The organism is Rhodospirillum sp. A1_3_36, from assembly GCF_047263945.1.
Lineage (GTDB): Bacteria > Pseudomonadota > Alphaproteobacteria > Rhodospirillales > Rhodospirillaceae > Rhodospirillum.
Map to the genome: position 1 here is coordinate 1 of NZ_JBLAVB010000024.1, position 26768 is coordinate 26768.

General features: G+C 63.5%; 15 protein-coding genes. 11 read left to right on the top strand and 4 right to left on the bottom strand.

Annotation, left to right across the window (positions count from 1 at the left end; genetic code table 11):
• The first annotated feature begins 147 nt into the window (after window positions 1-147).
• From ACLIRY_RS23905 to traI, 8 genes are all read left to right on the top strand, one after another.
• Complete coding sequence (locus ACLIRY_RS23905) at window positions 148-981, top strand: hypothetical protein (protein ID WP_413207938.1); 834 nt, start codon at window positions 148-150, stop codon at window positions 979-981.
• On the top strand, window positions 978-2753 hold the full coding sequence (locus ACLIRY_RS23910) for a type IV secretory system conjugative DNA transfer family protein (protein WP_413207939.1): 1776 nt from the start codon (window positions 978-980) through the stop codon (window positions 2751-2753). Before ACLIRY_RS23905 ends, ACLIRY_RS23910 begins: the two co-directional genes overlap by 4 nt.
• A complete protein-coding gene (locus ACLIRY_RS23915) occupies window positions 2750-3154 on the top strand; it encodes a helix-turn-helix domain-containing protein (RefSeq protein ID WP_413207940.1) in 405 nt (134 codons plus the stop codon). The genes ACLIRY_RS23910 and ACLIRY_RS23915 overlap by 4 nt, the downstream gene beginning before the upstream one ends.
• Window positions 3151-4398 carry a DUF5710 domain-containing protein gene (locus ACLIRY_RS23920; RefSeq protein ID WP_413207941.1) on the top strand — a complete coding sequence of 416 codons (1248 nt, stop codon included), beginning with the start codon at window positions 3151-3153 and terminating at the stop codon, window positions 4396-4398. Before ACLIRY_RS23915 ends, ACLIRY_RS23920 begins: the two co-directional genes overlap by 4 nt.
• Window positions 4399-4572: 174 nt before the next feature.
• On the top strand, window positions 4573-4830 hold the full coding sequence (locus ACLIRY_RS23925; protein ID WP_413207942.1) for a hypothetical protein: 258 nt from the start codon (window positions 4573-4575) through the stop codon (window positions 4828-4830).
• On the top strand, window positions 4814-5371 hold the full coding sequence (locus tag ACLIRY_RS23930) for a hypothetical protein (RefSeq protein ID WP_413207943.1): 558 nt from the start codon (window positions 4814-4816) through the stop codon (window positions 5369-5371). Before ACLIRY_RS23925 ends, ACLIRY_RS23930 begins: the two co-directional genes overlap by 17 nt.
• Window positions 5371-5730 (top strand): plasmid mobilization protein, encoded by a 360-nt coding sequence (locus tag ACLIRY_RS23935; protein WP_413207944.1) that lies wholly within the window; start codon window positions 5371-5373, stop codon window positions 5728-5730. The genes ACLIRY_RS23930 and ACLIRY_RS23935 overlap by 1 nt, the downstream gene beginning before the upstream one ends.
• A gap of 6 nt (window positions 5731-5736) precedes the next feature.
• Complete coding sequence (gene traI / locus ACLIRY_RS23940; protein WP_413207945.1) at window positions 5737-8103, top strand: TraI/MobA(P) family conjugative relaxase; 2367 nt, start codon at window positions 5737-5739, stop codon at window positions 8101-8103.
• 37 nt (window positions 8104-8140) lie between these two features.
• Here the strand turns inward: traI and ACLIRY_RS23945 are convergent, their stop codons facing one another.
• The 3 genes from ACLIRY_RS23945 to ACLIRY_RS23955 all read right to left on the bottom strand — a co-directional run bounded on the left by ACLIRY_RS23945 (window position 8141) and on the right by ACLIRY_RS23955 (window position 14958).
• Entirely contained in the window at window positions 8141-8308 is a 168-nt protein-coding gene (locus ACLIRY_RS23945; protein ID WP_413207946.1) for a hypothetical protein, read from the bottom strand.
• A 387-nt stretch (window positions 8309-8695) separates the two neighbouring features.
• On the bottom strand, window positions 8696-9097 hold the full coding sequence (locus ACLIRY_RS23950; protein WP_413207947.1) for a single-stranded DNA-binding protein: 402 nt from the start codon (window positions 9095-9097) through the stop codon (window positions 8696-8698).
• A 950-nt stretch (window positions 9098-10047) separates the two neighbouring features.
• Entirely contained in the window at window positions 10048-14958 is a 4911-nt protein-coding gene (locus tag ACLIRY_RS23955; protein WP_413207948.1) for a DEAD/DEAH box helicase, read from the bottom strand.
• A gap of 289 nt (window positions 14959-15247) precedes the next feature.
• Between ACLIRY_RS23955 and ACLIRY_RS23960 the strand changes: the two genes are divergently transcribed.
• Window positions 15248-18613, top strand: coding sequence for a CHAT domain-containing protein (locus tag ACLIRY_RS23960; RefSeq protein WP_413207949.1), 3366 nt, complete (start codon window positions 15248-15250; stop codon window positions 18611-18613).
• Window positions 18614-18844: 231 nt separating this feature from the next.
• On the opposite strand, the gene ACLIRY_RS23965 is transcribed toward ACLIRY_RS23960, so the two are convergent.
• Window positions 18845-18988: a hypothetical protein gene (locus tag ACLIRY_RS23965; RefSeq protein WP_413207950.1), complete on the bottom strand. Its 144-nt coding sequence runs from the start codon at window positions 18986-18988 to the stop codon at window positions 18845-18847.
• A 495-nt stretch (window positions 18989-19483) separates the two neighbouring features.
• Here ACLIRY_RS23965 and ACLIRY_RS23970 point away from each other — a divergent pair, with 495 nt between their 5' ends.
• Window positions 19484-22360 (top strand): CHAT domain-containing protein, encoded by a 2877-nt coding sequence (locus tag ACLIRY_RS23970; RefSeq protein WP_413207951.1) that lies wholly within the window; start codon window positions 19484-19486, stop codon window positions 22358-22360.
• A 198-nt stretch (window positions 22361-22558) separates the two neighbouring features.
• The gene (locus ACLIRY_RS23975; protein ID WP_413207952.1) at window positions 22559-26752 is read left to right on the top strand and encodes a hypothetical protein; all 4194 of its coding nucleotides are present in this window, start codon (window positions 22559-22561) and stop codon (window positions 26750-26752) included.
• The last annotated feature ends 16 nt before the right edge of the window (window positions 26753-26768 follow it).

A 26768-nucleotide genomic window follows, 5' to 3' on the forward strand; every position in this document is an offset into this window, starting at 1 on the left:
GATGCCCGATATCCCCGAATATCTGTCCGACCTGGTGGATGTGGTGGTGCAGATCAAACGCACCGCCAGCGGCTACCGGCAGATCACCGACATCTGGGAAGTCCGGGACCGCCGCTACATCCTGCGCGACGGCAAGGAGGTGGCCGCATGACATCTAGCCTCAAGCATACTTGGCAAAACGAGCCGATCGACCCTCGGATCAAACCTCTCGTGGATGCCATGAACGCCACGGGACGGATCCAGACGATAGCCTCCTGCGAGGGGCACTGGAACCGCTACAGCACGCCCTATGTCTACTTTCGGTGTACTCAGGAAACCGCGACGGAGATCTGTACGGACTTAACCGCCCTCCAAATCGCTCAAGGCCTTACGTACTACTGGGGAATCATCGGACTATTCGATGAGAAATCGAAACTTTGTTTCCGTCTCCAAGCAGGTGAATTGGAGCCGCCACTCGGACTGGTTCGAAGTTTCTGGCACTTCCTATTCAAGCGCGCCCGAATAGATGCCGACTTGCAGGTGCTTGCATCCCTATTTTCGGGCGGCCTGAAAAATTTCAAAGGCTCGATCATACGTTCCGGTCTGCCAGAGGTAGATCACCGCGCAAACGATGAACCGGCCCTGGCGGCGGGCGTTTGGGAGCGCATGAACCGGACCTACTACGTCAGCAAGCTGCGGACCTTGAAAACGTGCTTGGGGCATCATGGCGTTCGACTGGTCAGTCGCGCGGATAAACCCAGTCCCTACCCGATTGACGATTGCCTATTCAGAATCCTCGCCCAGGACATGTACAGTCAGCAACTACTTTATTTAAGGCCATCAATGCCCGAGGAAGAGCGGCGGGATTTGATGGAGGAGGCGTGGAACGATGGAGAGCCCCAGGCCTTTTTCGACGAATTTCTCCGCTGTCTCGCGGACCTGAGCATCTTTCCGGAATTCTACCCCGTGCAGCACGCACCGGATGAGGAGGTCAACCCATGACCCGCCTCCTCCTCCCCATCGTCTTCCTCGCCGCTCTGGCCCTGATCCTGGCTCAGTGGCATGGGGCCAATGGGTTTCTGCCCCTGGATCCCCGTTGGTGGACCTGGCTGCTGACCACCATCCGCGTCACGGGCAGCCTGCCCACCGAACTCCTCTATCCGCTCTGGTGGACGGGCGCCGGAAGCATCCTCACCATGGTCCTCGTCTTGGTCCTGTCCAGCCGCGCCGGGTCCTCCACGCTCACCGGGGGAAGGAACCAGGGCGAGCTCCACGGATCCGCGAAATGGGCCACCCGTTCAGATGTGACCAAGGCGGAGCTGTTCACCAAGCGGGGCGTTGTCGTCGGCGGCTGGCCCGGACTTCTGGGCACCCGCACCCTGCGCCACGACGGCCCGGAACATGTCATGGCTTTCGCCCCGACCCGCTCGGGCAAGGGCGTCGGGTTGATCCTCCCGACCCTGCTGTCCTGGACCCATTCGGCCCTGATCCTCGACATCAAGGGCGAGAACCACGCCCTGACGGCGGGATGGCGGGCTGACCAGGGACAGCGGATCCTCCGGTTCGAACCCACCGCAGAAATCGGCAGCATCCGCTTCAATCCCCTGGCCGAGGTCCGCACCGGCACCGGTCGGGACATCGCCGATTGCCAGAACATCGCCTCCATGATCGTCGATCCCGAAGGCAAGGGCCTGAAGGACTACTGGATGCAGGAGGGTTGGTCCTGGCTTTCGGTGATGATCCTCCACGTCCTCTACCGGATCCGGAAGGAGGACAAGCGGGTCGCCAACCTGTGCGACGTCCAGGCCTTCGCCTCGGCGGCGGCCAATGACGACGGAAACGAAGAGGGGGAAGCGGACGCCAGTTTTATCGCCCTGCTCCAGGACATGATGGACTACGACCATGGCGTCGATCATGTGAACCACGAGGTGCGCCGGGGGGCCTCGCGCATGAAGATCAAGGCGCCGCAGGAGCGCTCCGGCGTCCATTCCTCGGGTACCGTCCAACTCGGGCTTTATGGCGATCCCATCGTGGCCCGCAACGTGGAAACCTCGGACTTCCGCCTCTCCGACCTGATGAATGGGGAGGCCCCGGCCTCCCTCTATCTGGTCATCCAACCCTCGGACATTGACCGCCTGCGCCCCCTGGTGCGGGTGGTCCTCAACCTGTTCCTCCGGCGCCTGACCGCTGAAATGGACTTCGAGGGTGGGCGAAGTGTGGCCAACTACAAGCACCGCATGCTGCTCCTGCTCGATGAGTTCACCAGCATCGGCAAGCTCGAGATCTTCGAGCAATCCCTGGCCTTCATGGCCGGATATGGGCTGAAGGCCTTCGTCATCGTCCAGGACCTCACCCAGCTCCAGAAGGCCTATGGGCGGGAGAACTCCATCATGGCCAACTGCCATCTGCGCCTGGCCTATGCCCCGAACACCATCGAAACGGCGAAAACCCTGTCGGACATGACCGGCAAGACCACGGTCGTTCAGCGCAAGCGCTCCCGCTCCGGCCGCCTGGGGGAGCTGGGCTCGGTCTCCGACAGCCTCCATGAGACCAGCCGCCCCCTGCTCACCGCCGACGAATGCATGCGCCTGCGCGGTCTGCGCAGGAACAGGCGGGGCAAAACCCTGCCGGGCGACATGCTGATTTTCGTCGCCGGATCGGCGCCAATCCTGGGGCGCCAGACCCTCTATTTCCAGAACAGCACGCTCCTGAAACGCGCCCGCATGGCGCCGCCCTCCGCCATCTCGACACCTGACATCGAGGAGACACCATGAAGACCTCCCACAGCCCTTCCACCCATCCCGTCGACCGCCATGTCGGACACCGCATCCAGCAGCGCCGCAAGAGCCTTGGCCTGACCCAAGCCCAATTGGCCGAGGCCCTGGGGATTTCCATGCAACAGGTGCAGAAATACGAGACGGCCTTCAACCGGATCAGCGCCAGCCGCCTCTACGAGCTCTCCCAAGCCCTGGCCGTCCCGGTCCGTTTCTTCTTCGAGGGGCTGCCCGACCCCGGAAAGCAAGACCCGGCCCGCCCAAGGGACGGCGATCCCCTTTTCCACCCCGAAGCCGTGGAGGTCCTCGACCTGTTCGTGGAACAGCCCATGAACGTCCAGGCGGCCCTCCTCCGCCTTTTTCACAGCATGGATCCCACCAGGAAAAGAGTGTCGCCATGACTGACACCCCCCCTGCCCCTGAGAAAACCGCCAATCCGCCCCTCTCTACGGAGGCCCCTCCTACGGACATGAAAGTCCCCGAAAAGGAGCCCGGACCGCGCACCTATCTGGCCGTCCCCTATGAGGCGAGGAATCAGGCGAAAAAGCTGGGCGCCAAATGGGATCGCCACCGGAAATCCTGGTACGCGCCTGAGGGCGCCGACCTCGCGCGCCTGGACGGCTGGCGCCTGAAGGAGAGGGTGCCGTCCCCGACCCGGGATATCGATCCCACCACCGAATTCACCCAGGCCCTCGAGAAGGAAGGCCTCGTCCTGAAGGGCACCCCCCTCATGGACGGCAAATGGCACCGCGTCCCCGTCATCGGCGACAAAAAAGGCGCCAAGAGCGGATCCTACCGGGGCTTCCTCGATGGCAAGCCCAATGGCTCGATCATGAACTACAAGAATGGCCAGGAGGCCGTGAAGTGGATCTCGACGGGCACCGCGCTTGCCCCCCAGGAGCTGGAGCGCCTGAAGGTCGAAGCGAACGCCCGACAGGCGGCCAGAGAGGCGGAACGCGAAGTCTTGGCGAAGGAAGCTGCGGAGTTGGCCCGCAACCTATGGCACGATCGGGACACCATCAAAGATCAGATCCAGCACCCCTATCTGGAAAAGAAGGGGATCAGGGCTTCGGTCAATGTAGGCCAGAAGGACGGCCATTTGCTCATCCCACTTCAGGACGTGAATGGCAACATTCAAAATATCCAATCCATCGATGCCGACGGCCACAAGCGCTACCTGGAAGGAGGCCGCAAACAGGGTCTCATGCACTGGATGGATCCGGACCGGCCCCCGCTCCTGAAGAACACATTCTTGATCGTGGAGGGCTATGCCACGGGCAAGTCTCTCCAGGACGCCACGGCCCTCCCTCTCGTCGTGGCCTTCGACGGCGGAAATCTGCGCGCCGTGGCCGAAGCTATACGGAAAGCCCATCCGGAAGCCACCCTGGTACTCGCGGGCGACAACGACCATGCGCACAAGAAACGCAACGTCGGCTTCGAGAACGCCCGTGACGCGGCTGAAGCCGTGGACGGTTTTCACATCTCACCCTGCTTTACCGAGGCAGAAAAGGCCCAAGGGCTGACGGATTACAACGATCTGGCCGATGCCCGGGGCGAGGAGGCTTTCCGGAAAGAGATCGACGCACAACTGACCGTCGCCCTCGACCCAATCAGGGCCAAGGCCCCTGCGGAACCACAACCATGAGACCTTTGCCACCGCGTAGGAACGTCTCCCAAGCGGCCTCTCACCCATCTGGAGCATCATCTCTATGAAGATCCCCCATACGCCTGATCCAGCCACTACCCGAAGCACTGGCGAACCCGGCCCGTCCCTCCTAAAATCATCACCAGAACGAACCACTCCCATCGGAGAGCCACCATGCCCAAGAGCTACCTGAGCGAAGACGACAAGGTCGGAATGACCGAGAACTGTATCTACCTTGCGGAATCCTTTGCCGCTGGTCAAGCAGGTGACAAGCAAGCCGCCTGGGCTTGGATGGCTCTGGCTGAAGTACCCGCCCACGCACTCCTGTCCGCCAAGCACCGCAATGGCGCCGACTGGGTCCGTGAAAAAGGACTGAACACCAAACCGGCGGAAGAGGCCTATGGGAATGACTGGCTTGATAGAGACATTTGACCACCTGTTTCTTCTTGAAGACGGCTTCATGCGGGAACGGGACAGAACCTCTCCCGCCAAGCAACTCCAAAATGTTCGAAATGGGCTATTGACGGAAACGAAGGCGGTCGGTCGAAGCGGAAACATCGATCTGATCATGGCCGCAGAACGCAAGTTCCTCCAGAACGACCTGGATCGCCACTCCACCAGCCCGGGCATGGCCAGCAGCCTGAAAGTCGCCCTCTCGGACATGGCCATCGCCGAAAAGCATATGGCTATGGTCCGGGATCCGGTCGCTTATGGTGTTATCGACGAAGGCCACAGCCGCCCCAAGAACCGCGTCGGCGGTGTCCCCAAGGATGAGGCCCGCCAGTTCTTCTCCTCCCATGCCACACGTCTGCTCAACCTCGACCGCTCGCGCCTGAGCCCCGAGGAAAAACATCTTCTCGACCAGCGCAAGGTCAACATGCGCACCGCCGCGGGTCTTTACGAGGCTCTTCAAAGGGAGGCCTTGGGTCTGCCGCCCAAGGGCAGAGAAATGGGCAAAGGCATGGAACGCTAATGCCCACGACCCGGCACAAGATCGAGACCTATCTGAACGACGCGGAAAAAGCCCGGCTGGACGAGCTGACCCGGCAACTCCGGCTCTCCCGGTCGGAGCTGCTCCGGCGCCTCCTCATGGGTCAGAACCTCCCGGACGCCTCCGACTTCGTCGCCTGGCAGGGGATCCGCGATGTCCTGAAGGTCAACGCGGACCTCGCCCGCCTGGGCAACCTCTTCAAGCTGGCCCTCGACGAACTCGAGGGCGGTGCCCTGACCGCCCGCCTCACCACCCTGGCCGGGGAGATCGCTGCCACCCAGGGGGAATTGAAGGCCGCCGCCCGGGAGATCCGGAGCCTCGTCCAGCCCTCCAGGGGGTAACCTCCCTTGATCGCCACCCGTATCGCCAAAAAACCCGATCTGCCCGACAACTACACCCGCCTCGGCGACTACATCGCCGCAGCCAAGGAGACGGGCGAGAAGCTCGACAGGCTGTGGGTCGTCAACTGCGATGCCGGTGAAGGCGTCGAGGACCTGGCCACCGCGCTCGCCGAGGTCGAAGCGGTTCGCAGAATGCGCTCCGACATCCCGAACAAGACCTACCATCTGGCCATCTCCTTTCGACCCGGCGAGCGCGAACGCCTGACCGAGGAGGACCTGAAGAACATCGAGAAAGCCTTCGCCGATGCCCTGGGCTTCACCGACCACCAGCGGGTGGCCGGAACCCATATCAACACCGACAATTTCCATATGCATGTGGCCTACAACATGGTGCATCCGAAAACCCTGAAAATGGTGCACCCCTGGAAGGACTATCAAGCCCTGGAGAAGACCGCCCGGATCCTGGAGAAAACATACGGCCTCCAGGTCGATCGGGGCATGTCCGACACCACAGACCACCCAAAGGGAAGCGCCAAGGCCCGGGACTACGAGGCCCATACCTGGGAGCAATCCTTCCAGACCCATGTCCTCGACCACAGCGAAGAGCTGCTCCAGGTCTTCGGGGAGGCCAAGAGCTGGCGGGCGCTCCATGAGGGCCTGGCGCCCCATGGCATCGCCCTGAAGCGCCGGGGCAATGGCCTGGTGCTGGCCGAGGCGGACGGCAAGCAGACCATGAAGGCCAGCCTCCTTGCCCGGGACACATCCCTCGGCGCACTGGAAAAACGCCTGGGGGCCTTCGAGCCACCCCACGACCCAGAGAGCGAACAAGACAAGGCGGCACCCCGAAGGCCGAGAAAGCGGGCCTATCGGCCCCGCCCCACCCTGCGGCACCCGGCGACAAGCCGCCTGTGGGGCAAATACCTGGACCAGAAACGGGCGATTCCCAAGCGCCCCTCCCTCGCCGCCCGGGCGGCGCGGAGCTGGAAGCAGTTCCTCATGATGGAAGCCTACGAGGACCCGCTCGCCTTGGTCCTGGTCATGGCCCACAAGGAGATGATCGACACCCTCCTTGGCAACACCGGTCCGGAGCCCACCCGCCGCAAGCGGCCCCTCCGCAAGCCCCCCCGGACGCCAGAGGGCCCCGCTGCCGTCCCCGCTGGACTGCGCGAGGCCCTGGAGCACTGGAAAGCGTCCAGCACATGGGCCAAACCCGGGGATCTCCCCTGGCTGGGGGGGAAAGGCCCGGTCGGGCGAGGATGCCGTTTGGACGACGGGGGAAATCTCCTCGTCCCCTTCCGTGATGCCGACAACCACCTGCGGGGGCTGCGCGTTCTCTCTCCGCAGGGCGCATCCCTGGATTTGGGCGTGCTCGGCGCCGGGACGCGCCATGTGATTGATCCCGACAGGAAGCTGGAAAGCGGAGGGCCGGTGGTCCTCGCCACGGATTACGCCATGGCCACGGCCATCCAGGTGGCCACGGAGCGACCGGTGATCCTGGGTCCCAACGAGGCCGCCCTTCCCGTCCTTGTGCAGGAGCTCCGCCGAACCCGTCCGGATCTGGAGCCCATCCTGGCCCGGGCGGAAGCCCCCCGCCAGAGCATGGCCCCAGCGGAGAGCATGGCCCCCAGGTCTTCTGGCCCCCCCACCATCTCCCTGCCCGTCGATGCCAAACCCATGGAGATCCGCGCGGCCTTCGCCCATGCGCTCCAGGATCGCGCCCTGCTGACTTGGCAGGAGACCACAACCTGGGCCACGCCGGGCAATTCCGCTTGGCTGAAAGCATCGAAGATCCGGGGCTACGGGGTCAAGCTCACCGGGACCGGCGATCTGGCCATCCCCCTGAAGAACGCAGGCGGCCGGTTGCGGGATGTGCTCCTGATCGACAAGGAGGGCAATCCGACGCCTGTGATCGGTGACCCGGACGGCCCGCCCCTGCGCCACGTCCTCGATCCGGAGCGCCGCCTGGGTCAGGATACCCTGGTGGTGGCCACGGACTACGCCTCGGCCGCCGCGCTCCACCGGACCACCCGCCTGCCCGTGGTGCTCGCGGGCGCCCCCGACCGCTGGCGGGAGGTGGCGGAGGAGCTCCGCGAGCGCCATCCGGACGAGCGTCTGGTCATCGCCCTGGATGCCAGCACCGGTCCCGAGGCCGAGGATTGGGTACGAGGGCTTCGCGCCTCCGTCATCCGACCGGCCCCTTCCCCGGACAAAGACCGTGCTCCGTTCCGGAGCTTCGGCGACATGGCCAAGGCAGGAGCCGGGACGGCGATGCGAAGGGTGCTCGAGGCCGTCCGTCTCCCGGGACAGACACCGCACCGGGACAGAAACACCGGGCGAAACGCGGTCGAGAGGACCCGCTTCGAGAGGACCTGACGGGAAAAAGCGGGGCACAAGACCCCGCTTCGGCGGTTCAGGTGTGTTTCGCCAAGGCTGCCTCCAGCTCCGCGATCTGGCGCCGGGCCTGGATCTGTTCTCCCTTGGGCAGCCCCGCGTTGAGCTCCATGGTGACCAGCCAGAGGGTCTCGCGGAGGTCGTCCTCCGTCTGAAGGGAACCGCGAAAATCGATGACTTGGGACATGGTGAAATTCTCCTCTGATTGCCTGTTCCCACAGTTGAGAACCCCCTCGCCTGTCATCCGGTCCGGGGCCGTCCAGGACGGCGCAGCCGCCGCGAAGCGGGCGCGGGAGGAGCCGAAATTCGGAGGGCCGCGCAGCGGGTTGGAGAATTTTGGAGGGGCCCGCGATCCTTGACGGCCCCGTCTGGCCGGGTGGCACAATGGAGAGGTCGAGACGGACAACCCGTCGGCGCCAAGGGCGGCGACACCGCTTCCCTCGCCACGGTTGCTTTGTGCGGACCGCATGGGAAAGGCGCGACAGGCGCAACAGGCGCGACCTGGGGATCCCTGTCCGGATCGGAAAGGCCCGGCGGCTTTCACCGCCGGACCTGGTCCCCTTGGTAGGCCCCCTTAGTAGGGGATATCGTCGTCTTCACCGGGCTGATCGGTCCCGGCTTCGGTTTTCTGGGCCCGGCTCAGGAAATCCACGGTCTCGGCGATGATCTCGCAGCCGTAGCGATCGATACCGGCGTCGTCGGTCCATTTGGTGTAGTGGATCCGGCCCCGGACCATGACCTTCATGCCTTTCCCGCAGTGGCTTCCGACCGTGCTCGCGAGTCCGTTGAAGGTGGTGATGCGGTGCCATTCGGTGTCCTGGACCCGGCGGCCGTCCCGGTCCAGGAGGACCTTGCCGCTGGCGTAGCGGGGACGGGAGGTGGCGAGGGTGAAGGTGGTGATGCGGGTTTGATCCTGGGTGAAGCGGGTTTCGGGGTCCTTACCGATGTGGCCGGCGAGAATGGCGATGTTCTGCATGGGTCTGTCTCCGTTTCTCCTTCGGAGGGACCGTCCCTCCGACGAGACCCGGCCAAGACCGTCGGGGGGCGGCCGCACCGGAGCGCCAGCGCAGGGGAACCCAAAGGATCGGGTTGGAGCGGGCAGACGCGCAGCGGCCACACGGCCCGATCCGCTTGGGTTGCGGGCGTCCATCGAACGGGCTTAGGGGATCAGTCAGTCGGAGGGAGTGGTCTTTCGGAGAGGCTACGGGGAGACAGGCTGCGGATCATGGGACTTCGCAGGAGCTGGATTGAACCGGGACCTCGGGTCCTCTTTCCATCAAGGGCCCCCGCGTGAACCACGCCCTTGCCCCCCCCCTTCCCTCCGTTTGTGACAGGAACCGTCGGACCAGGAGGGAACATTGGACAGGGGGGAGAGGCACGGCTCTCCGTCAAAGGGTGGAGAAGACGGTTGGTTTTGCGGGATAGAGAGAGGGTTTGGGGTGTGTGATCGACCGTCCTACCAAAGGGCGCGCCGCCGGTATTCCGCCTTGAGATGGGAACTTCATCGCCGAGCTTGCGGATGGTTCAAAGGGAACCAAACCGTTCGCACATTCAGACCCGACCGAAACGCGATTTCCTCGACTATCCGGTGGGGCATGTGCTGGGACCCCAAGAGACACCGGCATGCCAGATACCTCTCCCATACCGTGTTGGCACAGCCGCCGCGTTTCACCGTTGGTTGACCGTGGAGCGGTCGAAATGCGCCAGGGACGGAAGCCGAAGGGCCGAAACCGCGAAGCGGGTTTGGTTTACGAGGGCCCGGCGCACCGGGGTTATCCCGGTGCGGGCGCCATATACGGAGGTCTGCAAAGCGCCCATGTCGGACGTTCAGACTGGTGCGACCGAATCCCGAAAGCAGCCGCTACGCTGCAACGCCGTCTAAATTCAAAATGGCGAGGAAAGCTTCCGGCGCGCGTATTGCTGCCCTCATTCGGGCAGGTCCAGCTTGGGTAAGGCGCGGACGATCTTCATGGTCTCCAGGCTTACGGTGATGACCCGCTGGAACAGTTCCAGTGGATATGCGGGGTTGCCCATCGTCTCGTTTGCATAGTCGTTGGCATCGTTGACGATACCACTGTCCTTGTCGGTCTTCACCACCTGCCGTTCCATCACCCATTCCAACGCGGGCTTACCATTGACGACGTAATCGTAGGCTTTCAGGGGCACGTCGATCATGGTGATGTTGGCGTTGTAGATCACCGTGGTCTTGTCAATATTGCCGCGCTTGCCGCCGAACTTCATCCTGGTGACCCGGTAGAAGGCTTTGGCATCGCCGACGTTCCACAGCGCAGGCATGCCCTGCTTGTAGGTGACCGGATAGGGTTCCACCGTCTCGTAGTTGACATGGAGATCGCCGAGGCGCCGCCCGGCATCGGTGAAGGCGCGGAAGTCCGCATAGGTCTTCACGCAAGGAATGCGGGGCAGTTCCTTGGTCAGGTTGTCGGCGTACCGGTCGCGGTAGTCGGGCGAATGCAGCAGGCCGTAGACGTAATAGAAGATGTCCTCCTTGGTGATCTCCTCGCCTGGATAGGCCGCCTGGAAATGCACCAATCCGGCATCGGTGATCGCGTCACGGCGCTGGGGGCCGGAGGGCTGGCCTTCAAAGAGACCGCCCGGTTCCTCGTCCATCTGGTCGTAGAGGTAGAGGGGGAAGCATTGAGGCTTTTCGGGCCCTTGCGAGCTGGGAACTACATCGCTCATTGAGACAGAAAAGGGGGTTGGAACACCCATTCCCGAAACCCAAACAATTCGATTGGCCCCACTGGTCATAGGGAAAATTTTGGTCATTTGACCCAAACGGTGGATCAGCATCGACTCACGATAGACCCACTGCTTGGTGAAAGGTCGATAGAGAGAGATGTCGAACCCGTCTTTGTCGACGTAGGCTCTACGACCCGCCGTGAAATCGCTCAGAAGACTGCTAGACCAGCTGATTTTATCGCTGTCGTTTCGAACTCTATCTTTTACTCGTTTTTCCTTCTCTGCCTTCGGTAGTTTAATCTCTTCTGGGGCTACCCGAGAGAGCTCCGAGTTGTAGAAACCGATCATGTTAACTACGTTTTGCGATAGTCGCTTTTCAGAGTAATTGTATACCCACGAATCACGGGCGGTTTCAATTCCTCTGGAGTAATTCGCGAACAAAGCACCATCTACGTCGCCTCTCTTATCTCCAATTCTAATAAACGCATCGAAACTGACATCCCGCTGGTTCAACCAGTCGTTCTGATCGTCCGGTGTGATCCGCTCCCACCCGCCTGTATTGCTGATCGCCTTCACCGCACCGAAATCGCGGATGATCGCCAGCTTCTGCTTCTGGTCAAGGTAGTCTCCGATGTTGTGGAAGAAGATTCGGCCATGCTCAGTCGCGTCCGGGTTCTTGACGAAGACGCTGATGGCAATTGGGGCGCGGCTACCAGAACCGAAGATCTTGCCGCCTTCCTTGCGGGACCGCTCGCCGCTGGTGCGCTGGTTGCCGCGAAGGTGGAAGATGTAGAGGTCCGTGAACTCCTCAGCCAAGCAAGCGCGCATCCCGTCCGCCGCATTCCCATCGATCCAGCCCGCGTTAGTGACATAAGCAACGATTCCCGCATCCCCGATCCGGTCAGACGCCCAACGGGTTGCCCGGATGTAGCTGTCATAAAGCGCGTTCTTGTTGGTCGCAGTCGAGCGCGCCGCATAGGTGTCGCGTAATCGCCCATCCAGCCCCGGATACCCCACGTTTGCGTTGTTGTCATTGGCGCTGTTCTGCCCAGAGGAATACGGCGGGTTGCCGACGATCACGCGGATATCCAACTCCTTCTGCCGGGTCCGGCGTTCTGAGTTGTCGGGCATGTAGAACGCCAATTCGTCGTCGGCCTCATACATCTGGAAGGTATCTGTGAGGCAGATCCCCTCGAAGGGCACGTAGTCGTCTTTCTGAGTGATGCCTTGATAGGCCGCCTCGATGTTGATCGCGGCGATGTAGTAAGCCAACAGGACGATCTCGTTGGCGTGGATCTCGTGGCGGTACTTGTGCTCCAACTCTTCCGGCGCGATCAGGCCCGATTGCAACAGCCGGGTAATGAAAGTGCCTGTGCCGGTGAAGGGGTCCAGAATGTGGACACCGGGGGAGCCGAGGGTCTGGTCGAAATGCTCCTGCAACATCTCGTTCACCGAGTGCAGGATGAAGTCGACGATCTCGACCGGCGTGTAGACGATACCCAACTTCTCGGTCGTGCGGGGGAAGGCGTTGCGGAAGAACTTGTCGTAAAGCTCGACGACCAAGCGTTGCTTGGCCTGAGGATCAGTGATCCCATGGGCGCGGTTGCGGACGCTGTCGTAGAACTTTTCGAGATCCTTGGATTCCTTGTCGATGCGGTTCTCGTCCAGCACATCCAGCACCTGCTGCATGGCGCGGGAGACGGGGTTCTGATCAGTGAACTGGTGCCCGGCGAACAGCGCCTTGAAGACAGGCCGCGTGATGAGGTGCTGGGCCAGCATCTCGATGGCATCCTGTTCGGAGATGCTGTCGTTGAGGTCGTCGCGAAGCTCGGCCAGGAAACTGTCGAAGGCCTTCCGTGCTGGCGTCGCGGCTTCCGCGAGGATCCCGGTAATGCGCGAGATATGGCGCTGGGCGATCTCGGCGATATTGGTGGCCCAGTCCTCCCAATAGTCGCGGGTGCCGCACTTCTTGACGATCTTGGCCATGATGGCGCGGGAGAACTCGTCGACGAAGAGTTCCCCGTTGGTACGCACCGGGCTGCTGGTTTCCGCATCGCCCTTGCCGCCGCCTGTCCCGATGGCCGCCTGGGGCTGTGCCTTGTGGCCGGGCAACTCCGTCACCTCATGGGTGATCACCTTCAATTCATCGGAGTCCGGCGTGATCCCGACGACCTCAATCCGGTCCGATACGTTCTGTCCCAGCGAGGCCTGGTTGATCGTGCCGTCGAAACGTTCGTCATGGGCGCGTAACGCGTTGAGGATCTGCCAGACCACGCGATAGCGCTCGTTGTCCCTCAGGGCCACTTCTGGTTCCACCCCGGCGGGGACGCCCACGGGTAGGATCACATAGCCCATGCGCTTGCCCTCGGCCCGGCGCATCACGCGACCGACGGATTGCACCACATCGATCAGCGACTTGCGGGGGTGCAGGAACATGATGGCGTCCAGCGCGGGCACATCGACCCCCTCGGACAGGCAACGGGCATTGGTCAGGATGCGGGCGGTGTTGCCCTCGGCCTCGGCCTTCAACCAGTCCAGAAGCTGGTTACGGGACTTGGCGTTGAAGGTGCCGTCGACATGCTCGATCTCGATATCCAGGCGGTCGGGCGACGACGGGGCGTCGTCTTTGATCAGCGCGTCATCCCCGGTGTACTCGGCCACGACATGCGCGAACTCATCCCTGATCAGCTTGGACGCGGCGATGCTCTTGCAAAAAGCCAAAGCCCGGCGCATGGGCTGCGGATCGAACGAGATGTCCTGTTTCAGATCCTGCTTGGTCAGTGCCTTGTAGCACCCGATGATCTTGGTTGCGTCGTCCAGGTCCAGCTCTGAGTTCGCATCGGCCAGACGGCGCTGCACGTTCGCGCTGACGAGACCTTCGTCCATGGCCAGCACAATCACCTTGTAGTCGCTCAAAAGCCCCTGCTGAACCGCCCAGCCGAAGCCCTTGTGCAGCAAGGTCTTACCGAAGAGGGACTCGTCATCCATTGAGGTCAGGACAGCGGCTTCCTCGTCGGCTCGGGTTTTGACCGCGTCGCCGAAGATACGCGGGGTTGCCGTCATGTAGAGCCGCTTGCGACCACGCACATTGGCGTTGTCGTGGATGCGGACAAAATTCGAGTCCTCCTCCCCCGCGAGGGTGGCGCCCGTGGTTCTATGGGCCTCGTCGCAGATGATCAGGTCGAAATCCGGCAATCCGGCCTTCTGGGCGTCTTCCAGAACCCCGATGGACTGATAGGTGGAGAAGACGACCGTCATCCGCTCTTCATCGTCTGAACCCGCCTTCTCCACCAGCCTTTTCGGGTGCGTTGTCGCCGGAAAGGCCAAGTCGTGGGCTTCGATCTCGGCGGTATCGTCCTGGCTGACCCGACGCTTGCCAACCTGGGCATCGGAACAGACGGCGAAGGAGCGAAGCGGGATTCCGGTATCGTTGGTCCATTCCCGCACGGTCTGGGACATGAGCGCCAGGGAAGGGACCATGAAGAGCACGCGCCCGGACTTGCCGACCAGATCCTCGGCGATCTTGAGGGAGGTGAAGGTCTTCCCCGTACCGCAGGCCATGATCAGCTTGCCCCGGTCCGCTTCGGTCAACCCCAACCGCACGGCCTCCAAGGCCTCGATCTGATGTGGGCGGAGGCGCTTCTTCTCGGTCAGAACCGCTTCCCCACGGTGACCGAAGATCGTCCAGTCAATCGCGCTGTCGCGCAGATGGCTAAGCGAAATCCGGACCACCGGGATGGTTTGGCCCGAAATCATGTCCTCGGCATTCTTTCCCCAGTCCCCAGTGGTTGTGTCCACCACCACACGCCGCCGAAATGGGTCCTTTCCGGAAGCGGAGAGAAAGCTGTCGATGTCCCCTTTTTGGATCCGGTGCGAAGGCGCGTAGAATTTGCACTGGACCGCCGCGAAGCCTTCCTCGTTCCGCAATTCCGCGACGAGGTCGATCCCAACGTCCTTCCCGCTCCACCCGTTGAGTTCCGCCCACTCCAGCCAACTCCAGACCCGGGAGTACTCCTCAGCCTGGATCGGATCAGCGGTAAGGTAGGCGCAGACCAAGCGCTCGAAATAAGTGCCCTTCTCGCGTTCCGTCACGGCGGCTTCGCGGTAGGAATCCAGGAGATCATCAAGCGCGGACATGTTCGGGCGTCCCCCCAAAAAAACTGTGTTCGCAAAGTCCTATCGCAGCGTTGTCATGATAGCAACGACGGAGGATCACTCCTCGGCCGCAACGTTGGGTTTGTTTCAACTCTCTCAGAAACCCGACAGTCCGCTCCCAGCTATTCGCTGAATGCTGCCCAACAGAGGCAAGGTCAGGCATGGGGGCTTGTTGAGAATAGATGGCACTTCAGGATGACTGATCCTTCCCTTACCCTTATGTCTTGCATGCCGCTGGGGCATGGGCCTGACGCGATAGGGGGGAACGGAAATGACCGGCAACGATGGACTGGATGGCGCCCTCACGCGCTTGATAGGGGCGCAAGACTTGGCCGCGAAATACGCGGTCCTCGTCGCGGAGGGCGAGGTCCTGCTTGCTCCCCAGGCGGAGGAGCGCTTGGCGGCCCTCGCCCCCGGTCTCCTGGATGAGATTGGGCTGGCTCTCCATCAGAGCCTATTGGCGCACTGCCGTGAACATGGCCTGGACGATGGCGCCAATGTCTTCGCGAACGGGCTGATCAATGCCTGGCTTAATGATGACGATTGGGGGCGGAAGGTGACCCTTCTGGCCGATTGGAGCGACCCTCTTCTGCGAGAAGAGGTCAGCGAAGGACTCGCGGCCCATATCCAGGAGGAAACGCCGCACCGAGAGCGTGTTCAGTGGCACCTGGACCTGTTGAAAAGCTGCCGTGCCCTAGGCGTGAGCGAAGGAACCCGTCAGCACGGCGAAGCGGCGGGAAAAACACCGCCCGCCACGCCGGATCAGCCAGACACTCCCGCAAAGTTGCTCGAAGAGCTGAGCCGCCTGAGTGAAGAGGACCTGCCGGAAAGCTGGCCGCGTGAGGCGGCCACCATCGAGACCCTGCTGTCGGCTCTTCCCCCCTCCGGCGGGGAAGAGCTGGACCTTTTCCGCGCCCATCTTGCCAACACTTTGGCCACGACGTATTCGCAGCTCCTAGACGCTGGCATGGTGGACCCCACCCAAGCCAAGGCCCTGCTGGAGCGCGCCCATGCCCTCTATGACGAGGCACTGGAGATCTTCCACCGCCACCAGCGATGGGTCGAGGTCGCCCAAACCGCCACCAATAAGGCCCTCCTGCTGCAAAGCGAGTTCGAGGCCGGGGAGGCGGGCGCTGCCCCGCGCGCCCATGCTCTCTATGACGAGGCCCTGGAGATCTTCCGCCGCCACCAGCGATGGGTCGAGGTGGCGAAAACCGCCACCAATAAGGCCAACCTGCTGCTACGCGCGTTCGAAGCCGGGGATGTGGGCGCCGCGCCGCGCGCCCATGCCCTCTATGACGAGGCACTCGAGATCCGCAGACGCCACCAGCGATGGGTCGAGGTCGCGACAACCGCCAACAACCAGGCCAACCTGCTGGTACGCGAGTTCGAGGCCGGGGAGGCGGGCGCCGCGCAGCGCGCCCATGCCCTCTATGACGAGGCGCTGGACATCCGCAGGCGCCACCAGCGCTGGATCGAGGTTGCAACCACCGCCCAGAACCAAGCCCTCCTGCTGCAAAGCGAGTTCGAGGCCGGAGAGGCGGGCGCTGCCCCGCGCGCCCATGCTCTCTATGACGAGGCCCTGGAGATCTTCCGGCGCCACCGGCGATGGGTCGAGGTGGCGAAAACCGCCAACAACCAGGCCAACCTGCTGGTACGCGAGTTCGAGGCCGGGGAGGCGAACGCCGCGCAGCGCGCCCATGCCCTCTATGACGAGGCACTGGAGATCTTCCGGCGCCAACAGCGATGGGTCGAGGTGGCGAAAACCGCCACCAATAAGGCCAACCTGCGGCTAAGCGAGTTCAAGGCCGGGGATGTGGGCGCCGCGCAGCGCGCCCATGCCCTCTATGACGAGGCGGAGCGCTTATCCCCCTTCGACATGGGGGTGCTTCAGAATCTGACCATCCGACGGAATCATGCGAACCTTCTGATCAGGATGGAGGAGTGGCAAACGGTCGTTGCCCTGGTGGTGTCCATGCAGGCCGATGTGCGCCACCGTCTGCCCACCCTGGGGGCCACGGCGGATCGCCATCACTTGCTTGCGGCCCTCCGGGGGGTGGCGTCACTGGGATGCATGGCCGCCCTGGCGCGTGGGGATGTCGATCAAGCCGTGGCCATTCTGGAAAACGGCAGGAGCATTGACCTGGGGGCCCGTCTGCGCGAGGCCGAGGCCCGGTTATCGCCGAGCCAACGGGCTGACCTGGACGCCGCCCGGGGAGCCCTCTACACGGCGCGTACCGCCTACCAGGTGGCTTGGTCGGCAGATCCGAACCTTTATCCCGGTGGGGCTTTCGATGCTCGGGTAAAAGAGGCCAGAAGGGAGCTTGACGCCTGTAACGCCGCCTTTGAAACCCTGCGCTCAAGCCTCGACCTAAACCTTGAGACACCTCCGCCGCCACCGCGGGACCTGCTCCAAGCCCTGGGGCCGGATAGTGTCCTTGTCCAGTTCTGGATTGCCCCCCGGGGTGGCGGCGCCCTGATCCTGGGGCCAAAGACCGACGGATGGCATCACGTGCCTCTCCCCTCCCTGACGGAAGATGGGCTGAATGCCCTACTTGGGGACTGGTTCGCCGCCTATCAAGAATTCCGCCAAGACATGGCACCCTTCGCCGAAGCCGTGGCCCGCTTCTCGCCCGCGATCATGCGTGGCTGCCAGGATCTCTGGTCCCTTGCAATGGGCCCGTTGCATGCCGCCCTGGCGGCCCAAGGCCTCCTCCCGGCCAACGGTGCCCAGAGGGCACCCGAAGTGGTGATTTGTCCGCCGGGTCGTTTCTCGATCCTGCCCCTGCACGCCGCCATCAACCCGGCGACCGGAGAGGCGTTCCTCGACGACTACGCGGTGCGCTACGCGCCCAGTCTGGCGGCGGTCCTGACCGCAACCGACCGCGCGGCGGGGCGCGCCCTGTTCGACCGGGCCCTGGTGGCCGTCACCAATCCGCAGGATGATCTTGGCGTCGAACACAATCCCGCGCTTCCCTTTTTCGCCCCATCACAGCGGATTGACCTGAGAGGTTATCGGCGCCTACCCGAGGCGACGGAGGTGGCGACCGCCGACCGGTTGATCGCCGAGGCCCAGGACCGAAACCCCAGTTGCATTTCCTTCTACGGTCATGGCGGCTGGGATATCTCGGAGGCGGAAAACAGCGCCATCTTTCTGGCCTCCCCCCTCGACACCGCCGGAAAGATCCCCCTGGACAATTGGGGAAGGACACAGGGGGTTCCCTTCCCGACCACGGCGATCCGGGATCTGCCCCTGGCCAACTGCCGCCTATTCATCCTCGCGGGCTGTGAAACGGGCATGATCGATCTGAACCGGGCGCCAGACGAGTTCATCGGCTTGCCAGCCGCCGCTCTGGAGGGTGGCGCGGCGGGCGCCCTGGCCTCCCTCTGGCCGGTATCAACCCTGGACACCTATGCCCTTGTCCAGCGGACCCTGGAGGATATCCACCAGACCAACGCCAGCCCGGCCCAGGCCCTGCGCCGCGCCCAGTTGCGGTTACGCGACGATCCCGATGTGTATGTCGGTGTCGGCCAAGGCATGGGTCCAGCGGCGCCCGGCGGGCCAGGCCAAGACGACCCCACCGACCGGGGGCGTTCGCCCTATACCTGGGCGGCCTTCTCGCTTTTCGGCGCATGAGCGCGCTCATCAACCTCACCCCAAACCACGGACGAGGTAGACCATGGGACAGAAGCCCATCACGCGACTGGCGGGGGCAAGGCCACGCATGGGGGCTTGTTGAGAATAGATGGGACTTCTGGCTGACTGATCTTTCCCTTACCCTTATGTCTTGCATAGCCATGGGGTACGGCCCTGACGCGATAGGGGGGAACGGAAATGACCGGCAACGATGGACTGGATAGCGCCCTCTTACGCTTGATAGGGGCGCAAGGCTTGGCCGCGAAACACGCGGTCCTCGTCGCGGAGGGCGAGGTCCTGCTTGCTCCCCAGGCGGAGGAGCGCTTGAAGACCCTCGCCCCCGATCCCCTGGATGAAATTGGGCTGGCTCTCCATCAGAGCCTGCTGAGAGCTTATCGTGAATGTGGCGTGGGGAATGACGTTACTTGGTTTGCAGACGCACTAATCTACGCATGGCTTGTCGTTGGTGATTGGAACACGAAGATTGCAGTCCTCACCCATTGGAACTCCCCCTTTCTAGGTGATGCAGTCGAAGAGCGGCCTCCGGTGCTCTTTCAGCATGAAATCCAGTATCAAAACAGCATGGTTGAGCATATTGAGGGTAATTGGAGGGGATTTAAGCGTCCTTACACCCGTGGAGAGACTCAGGGAATTCTCGCGCATACCGAAGTAGCGGCGCAAATACCGCCTACGACCTCATCATTGAAAAACAACCACCAAAAGCTTCTCGAAGAGCTTAAGACTCTAAGTGAGTCCAATCTTCAGGAAAACTTGCCACGCCAAGCAGCCATTCTGGAAACTTTGTTATCCGCACTCACGCGGGCTGATTTAGTCGATAGTGACCTCGCACGCGCTCTGTTAACCAGTGATTTGGCGACTACCTATCTGCAGCTCTTGGGGACTGACAAGATTGCCCCCACCCATACCAACTCGCTCCGAAAGAGAGCCCACACCCTTTATGACGAAGCCCTCGACATCTTTCGGCGCCACCAGCGTCAGATCGAAGTGGCACGAGCCGCCAACCATCATGCCAACCTGCTAGCAAGCGAGTTTGAGGCCGGAGACGCCAGCGCCGCGCCGCGCGCCCATGAACTCTATGACGAAGCCCTCGACATCCGCAGGTGCCAACAGCGTTCGATTGAGGTGGCCCAAACCGCCACCGAAAAGGCAACACTACTCGCCCGCGAGTTCGAGGCCGGAGATTCGACCGCCGCGTCGCGCGCTCATGCCCTCTTTGACGAGGCACTGGACACCTTTAGGCGGTGCCGACTTCTGCTTGAGGTGGCCCAAGCCGCCAGCGAACAAGCTACCTTGCTTCAAATTGAGTTCGAGGCCGGTGATACCGGTGCCGCGCCACGTGCTCACGCCCTTTACAACGAAGCCCTGGAGATCTTCCGGAATTACAAAACTCAACCTGAGACCGCACAACAACTTAAGATGGCACAGATCGCTCAAAACCAAGCTATCCTGCTGGCTAAAGAGGTCAATGCCGGTGCTGCTGATGCCGCGCCGCGTGCCCATGCCCTCTTTGGCAAGGCCCTGGAGATCAACAGGCGTCACCAGCGCTGGGTCGAGGTGGCGGCCATCGCCCAGAACCAGGCCCTCCTGCTCACCCGCGCGTTCGAGACCGGGGAGGCGGGCGCCGCGCCACGCGCCCATGCCCTCTTTGACGAGGCACTGAAGATCAGCAGACGCCACCAGCGCTGGGTCGAGGTGGCCCGAATCGCCACAAACAAGGCAACACTACTACAAATCGAGTTCAAAGCTGGGGACGCGACCGCCGCGCCGCGCGCTCATGTCCTTTATGCCGAAGCCCTCGACATCTTCAGGCAGTACCAGCGCCGAGTCGGAATTGCGCAAACCATTACCAATCAAGCCAACCTGCTGGCTATCGAGTTCGTGACTGGGATTGCCGATGCTGGGATTCGAGCCCTTGCGTTGTATGACGAAGCGGAACGCTTGTTCTCCTTTGACATGGAGACGCTCCAGAATTTGACCATCCGGCGTAGCCACCTGGACCTGTTGGTCGCGATGGATGACTGGCAAAAGGTCATTGCCCTGGTGGTGTCCATGCAGGCCGACGTGCGCCGCCGTCTGCCCGCCCTGGGAACCACGGCGGATCGCCATCACTTGCTTGAGACCCTACTGGGGGCGGCGTCATGGGGGTGCATGGCGGCCCTGGCACTTGGGGAGGTCGATCAAGCCGTGGCCTTTCTGGAAAACGGCAGGAGCATTAACCTGGGGACCCGTCTGCGCGAGGCCGAGGCCCCGTTATCGCTGACCCAACGGGCTGACCTGGACGCCGCCCGGAGAAACCTCTACGCGGCGCGCACCACGTATCAGGCGGTCTTGTCGGCGGATCCGGACCAATATCCCGGCGGGGCTTTCGATGCCCGAGTTAAAGCGGCTAAAAGGGAGCTTGACGCCTGTAACGCCGCCTTTGAAACCCTACGCTCTACTCTCGACCTGAACCTTGAGACACCTCCGCCGCTACCGGAGGACCTCCTCCAAGCCCTGGGGCCGGACAGTGTCGTGGTCCAGTTCTGGATTGGTCCCCGGGGTGGCGGCGCTTTGATCCTGGGGCCGAAGGCTGATGGATGGCGCCACCTGCCCCTACCCTCCCTAACGGAGGACGGGCTGAACCTGCTCAAGGATTGGTTAGCCGCCTACCAAAGGTTCCACGAGGACATGGAGAACTTATCTTTTGTTGATTCCTTCGCCCAAGCTGTCACCCACTTCTCACCCGCGATCATGCGCGGCTGCCAGGATCTCTGGTCCCTTGCCATGGGGCCGCTGCATGCCGCTCTGGCGGCCCAAGGCCTCCTCCCCGCCAACGGTGCCCAGAGGGCACCCGAAGTGGTGATTTGTCCGCCTGGGCATTTCTCAATCCTACCCCTGCACGCCGCCATCAACCCGGCGACCGGACAGGCGTTCCTCGACGACTACGCGGTACGCTACGCGCCCAGTCTGGCGGCGGTCCTGACCGCGACCGACCGCGCGGCGGGGCGCGCCCTGTTCGACCGGGCCCTGGTGGCCGTCACCAATCCGCAGGATGATCTTCGCGTCGAACACAATCCCGCGCTTCCCTTTTTCGCCCCATCACAGCGGATTGACCTGAGAGGTTATCGGCACGTACCCGAGGCGCCGGACGTGGCGACCGCCGACCGGTTGATCGCCGAGGCCCAGGACCGAAACCCCAGTTGCATTTCCTTCTACGGTCATGGCGGCTGGGATATCTCGGAGGCGGAAAACAGCGCCATCTTTCTGGCCTCCCCCCTCGACACCGCCGGAAAGGTCCCCCTGGACGACGTTGGAAGGACACAGGGGGTTCCCTTTCCGACCACGGCGATCCGGGACCTGCCCCTGGCCAACTGCCGCCTGTTCATCCTCGCGGGCTGTGAAACGGGCATGATCGATCTAAACCGGGCACCAGACGAGTTCATCGGCTTGCCCGCCGCCGTGCTGGAGGGCGGCGCGGCGGGCGCCCTGGCCTCCCTCTGGCCGGTGTCAACCTTGGACACCTATACCCTTGTCCAGCGGACTCTGGAGGATATCCACCAGACCAACGCCAGCCCCGCCCAGGCCCTGCGCCGCGCCCAGTTGCGGTTGCGCGATGATCCCGATGTGTATGTCGGTGTCGGCCAGGGCATGGGTCCGGCGGCGCCCGGCGGGCCAGGCCAAGACGACCCCACCGACCGGGGGCGCTCGCCCTACACCTGGGCGGCCTTCTCGCTTTTCGGCGCATGAGCGCGCTCCTCAACCTCACCCCAAACCACGGACGAGGCCGACCATGGGACAGAGGCCCATCACGCGACTGGCGGGGGCAAGGGCAGGCATGGGGGCTTGTTGAGAATAGATGGGACTTCTGGCTGACTGATCTTTCCCTTACCCTTATGTCTTGCATACCCATGGGGCAGGGCCCTGACGCGATAGGGGGGAACGGAAATGACCGGCAACGATGGACTGGATGACGCCCTCACGCGCTTGATAGGGGCGCAAGGCTTGGCCGCGAAACACGCGGTCCTCGTCGCGGAGGGCGAGGTCCTGCTTGCTCCCCGGGCGGAGGAGCGCTTGGCGGCACTCACCCCCGATCCCCTGGATGAGATTGGGCTGGCGCTTCATCAGAGCCTATTGCGAGCTTATCGTGAACATGGCCTGGACGATGGCGCCAATGCCTTCGTGAACAAGCTGATCAATGCTTGGCTTGCCGATGATGATTGGGGGCGGAAAGTCACCCTTCTGGCCGATTGGAGCGATCCTCTGCTAAGCGATGAGGTCAGCGAAGGACTCGCGGCCTTTATCCAGGAGGAAACGCCGCTCCGAGAGCGTGTTCAGTGGCACCTGGACCTGTTGAAAAGCTGCCGTGCCCTGGGCGTGAGCGAGGGGGCCCGTCAGCATGGCGAAGTGGCGGGAAAAACACCGCCCGCCACGCCGAATCAGCCAGACACTCCCGCAACTTTACTCGAAGAGCTGAGCCGCCTGAGGGAAACGAACCTGCCGGAAAGTTGGCCGCGTCAGGCGACCATCATCGAGACCCTGCTGTTGGCGCTTCCCCCCTCCGGCGGGGAAGAGCTGGACCTATTACGCGCCCATCTTGCCAGCGATTTGGCCACGACGTATCAGCAACTCCTAGACGCTGGCATGGTGGACCCCACCCAAGCGAAGCCCCTGCTGGAGCGCGCCCATGCCCTCTTTGACGAGGCACTGGAGATCTTCCGGCGCCTTGAGCGCTGGGTCGAGGTGGCGACCACCGCCACCAATAAGGCCCTCCTGCTCACCCGCGCGTTCGAGGCCGGGGAGGCGGGCGCCGCGCCGCACGCCCATGCCCTCTTTGACGAGGCACTGGACATCCGTAGGCGCCACCAGCGATGGGTCGAGGTGGCCCAAACCGCCCAAAGCCAGGCACTCCTGCTCACCAGCGAGTTTGAGGCCGGGGAGGCGGGCGCCGCGCCGCACGCCCATGTCCTCAATGACGAGGCACTGGAGATCTTCCGCCGCCACCAGCGATGGGTCGAGGTGGCCCAAACCGCCAGCAATAAGGCCAACCTGCTGCAAATAGAGTTTAATGCCGGGGAGGCGGGCGCCGCGCCGCGCGCCCATGCCCTCTATGACGAGGCACTGGAGATCTTCCGCCACCACCAGCGCTGGGTCGAGGTGGCAAACACCGCCACCAATAAGGCCGCCCTACTGCTACGCGCGTTCAAGGCCGGGGAGGCGGGCGCCGCGCCGCGCGCCCATGCCCTCTTTGACGAGGCACTGGACATCCGCAGGCGCCACCACCGCTGGGTCGAGGTAGCCCAAACCGCCACCAATAAGGCCAGCCTGCTGCTAAGCGAGTTCATGGCCGGGGAGGCGGGCGCCGCGCCGCGCGCCCATGCCCTCTTTGACGAGGCACTGGACATCCGCAGACGCCACCAGCGATGGGTCGAGGTGGCAAACACCGCCCAGAACCAGGCACTCCTGCTGCAACGCGAGTTCGAGGCCGGGGAGGCGGGCGCCGCGCCGCGCGCCCATGCCCTCTTTGACGAGGCACTGGACATCCGCAGACGCCACCAGCGATGGGTCGAGGTGGCCCAAACCGCCACCAATAAGGCCAACCTGCTGCAAAGCGAGTTCGAGGCCGGGGAGGCGGGTGCCGCGCAGCGCGCCCATGCCCTTTTTGACGAGGCACTGGACATCCGCAGGCGCCACCAGCGATGGGTCGAGGTGGCGACCACCGCCACCAATAAGGCCACCCTGCTGCTACGCGAGTTCGAGGCCGGGGAGGCGGGCGCCGCGCCGCGCGCCCATGCCCTCTATGACGAGGCACTGGACATCCGCAGGCACCACCAGCGATGGGTCGAGGTGGCGACCACCGCCACCAACCAGGCCAACCTGCTGGCTATCGAGTTCGAGGCCGGGGAGGCTGGCGCCGCGCCGTGCGCCCATGCCCTCTATGACGAGGCACTGGAGATCAGCAGGCGCCTCCAGCGATGGGTCGAGGTGGCGACCACCGCCACCAACCAGGCCAACCTGCTGGCTATCGAGTTTAATGCCGGGGAGGTGGGCGCCGCGCCGCGCGCCCATGCCCTCTATGACGAGGCACTGGAGATCCGCAGGCGCCACCAGCGCTGGGTTGAGGTGGCTCAAACCGCCACCAATAAGGCCACCCTGCTGGCCCGCGCGTTCGAGGCCGGGGAGGTGGGCGCCGCGCCGCGCGCCCATGCCCTCTATGACGAGGCACTGGAGATCCGCAGGCGCCACCAGCGCTGGGTCGAGGTGGCGAGCACCGCCCAGAACCAGGCCAACCTGCTGCAAAGCGAGTTCAAGGCCGGGGAGGCGGGCGCCGCGCAGCACGCCCATGCCCTCTATGACGAGGCGGAGCGCTTGTCCCCCTTCGACATGGGGGCGCTCCAGAACCTCACCATCAGACGGAATCATATGAATCTTCTGATCAGGATGGAGGATTGGCGCGCGGTCGTTGCCCTGGTGGAGGCCATGCAGGCCGACGTCCGCCGCCGTCTGCCCACCCTGGGAGCCACGGCGGATCGCCATCACTTGCTTGCGGTCCTCCGGAAGGCGGCGTCACGGGGATGCATGGCCGCCCTGGCGCTTGGGGAAGTCGATCAAGCCGTGGCCATTCTGGAAAACGGCAGGAGCATTGACCTGGGGGCCCGTCTGCGCGAGGCCGAAGCCGGGTTATCGCCGAGCCAACGGGCGGACCTGGACGCCGCCCGGAGAGACCTCTACGGGGCCCGTACCGCCTACCAAGCGGCTTGGTCGGCAGATCCGAACCTTTATCCCGACGGGGCTTTCGATGCCCAAGTTAAAGCGGCTAAAAGGGAGCTTGACGCCCGTAACGCCGCCTTTGAAATCCTGCGCTCAAGCCTCGACCTGAACCTTGAGACACCTCCGCCGCCACCGCGGGACCTGCTCCAAGCCCTGGGGCCGGATAGTGTCGTGGTCCAGTTCTGGATTGGCCCCCGGGGTGGCGGCGCCCTGATCCTGGGGTCGAAGACCGATGGATGGCATCAGGTGCCTCTCCCCTCCCTGACGGAAGACGGGTTGGATGCCCTGCTTGGGGACTGGTTCGCCGCCTATCAAGAATTCCGCCAAGACATGGCACCCTTCGCCGAAGCCGTGGCCCGCTTCTCGCCCGCGATCATGCGCGGTTGCCAGGATCTCTGGTCCCTTGCCATGGGGCCGCTGCATGCCGCCCTGGCGGCCCAAGGCCTCCTCCCGGCCAACGGTGCCCAGCGGGCACCCGAAGTGGTGATTTGTCCGCCGGGTCGTTTCTCGATCCTGCCCCTGCACGCCGCCATCAACCCGGCGACCGGACAGGCGTTCCTCGACGACTACGCGGTACGCTACGCGCCCAGCCTCGCGGCGGTCTTGACCGCGACCGACCGCGCGGCCGGTCGTGCCCTGTTCGACCGGGCCCTGGTGGCCGTCACCAATCCGCAGGATGATCTTGGCGTCGAACACAATCCCGCGCTTCCCTTTTTCGCCCCATCACAGCGGATTGACCTGAGAGGTTATCGGCACGTACCCGAGGCGACGGAGGTGGCGACCGCCGACCGGCTGGTCGCCGAAACCCGGAACCGGACCCCCAGTTGCGTTTCCTTCTACGGTCATGGCGGCTGGGATAACTCGGAAGCGGAAAACAGCGCCATCTTTCTGGCCTCCCCCCTCGACACCGCCGGAAAGATCCCCCTGGACGACGTTGGAAGGACAAAAGGGGTTCCCTTCCCGACCACGGCGATCCGGGATCTGCCCTTGGCCAACTGCCGCCTATTCATCCTCGCGGGCTGTGAAACGGGCATGATCGATCTGAACCGGGCACCAGACGAGTTCATCGGCTTGCCCGCCGCCGTGCTGGAGGGCGGCGCGGCGGGCGCCCTGGCCTCCCTCTGGCCGGTGTCAACCTTGGACACCTATACCCTTGTCCAGCGGACTCTGGAGGATATCCAGCGAACCGATGCCAGCCCGGCCCAAGCCCTGCGCCGCGCCCAGTTGCGGTTGCGCGATGATCCCGATGTGTATGTCGGTGTCGGCCAGGGCATGGGTCCGGCGGCGCCCGGCGGGCCAGCCCAAGACGACCCCACCGACCGGGGGCGTTCGCCCTACACCTGGGCGGCCTTCTCGCTTTTCGGCGCATGAGCGCGCTCCTCAACCT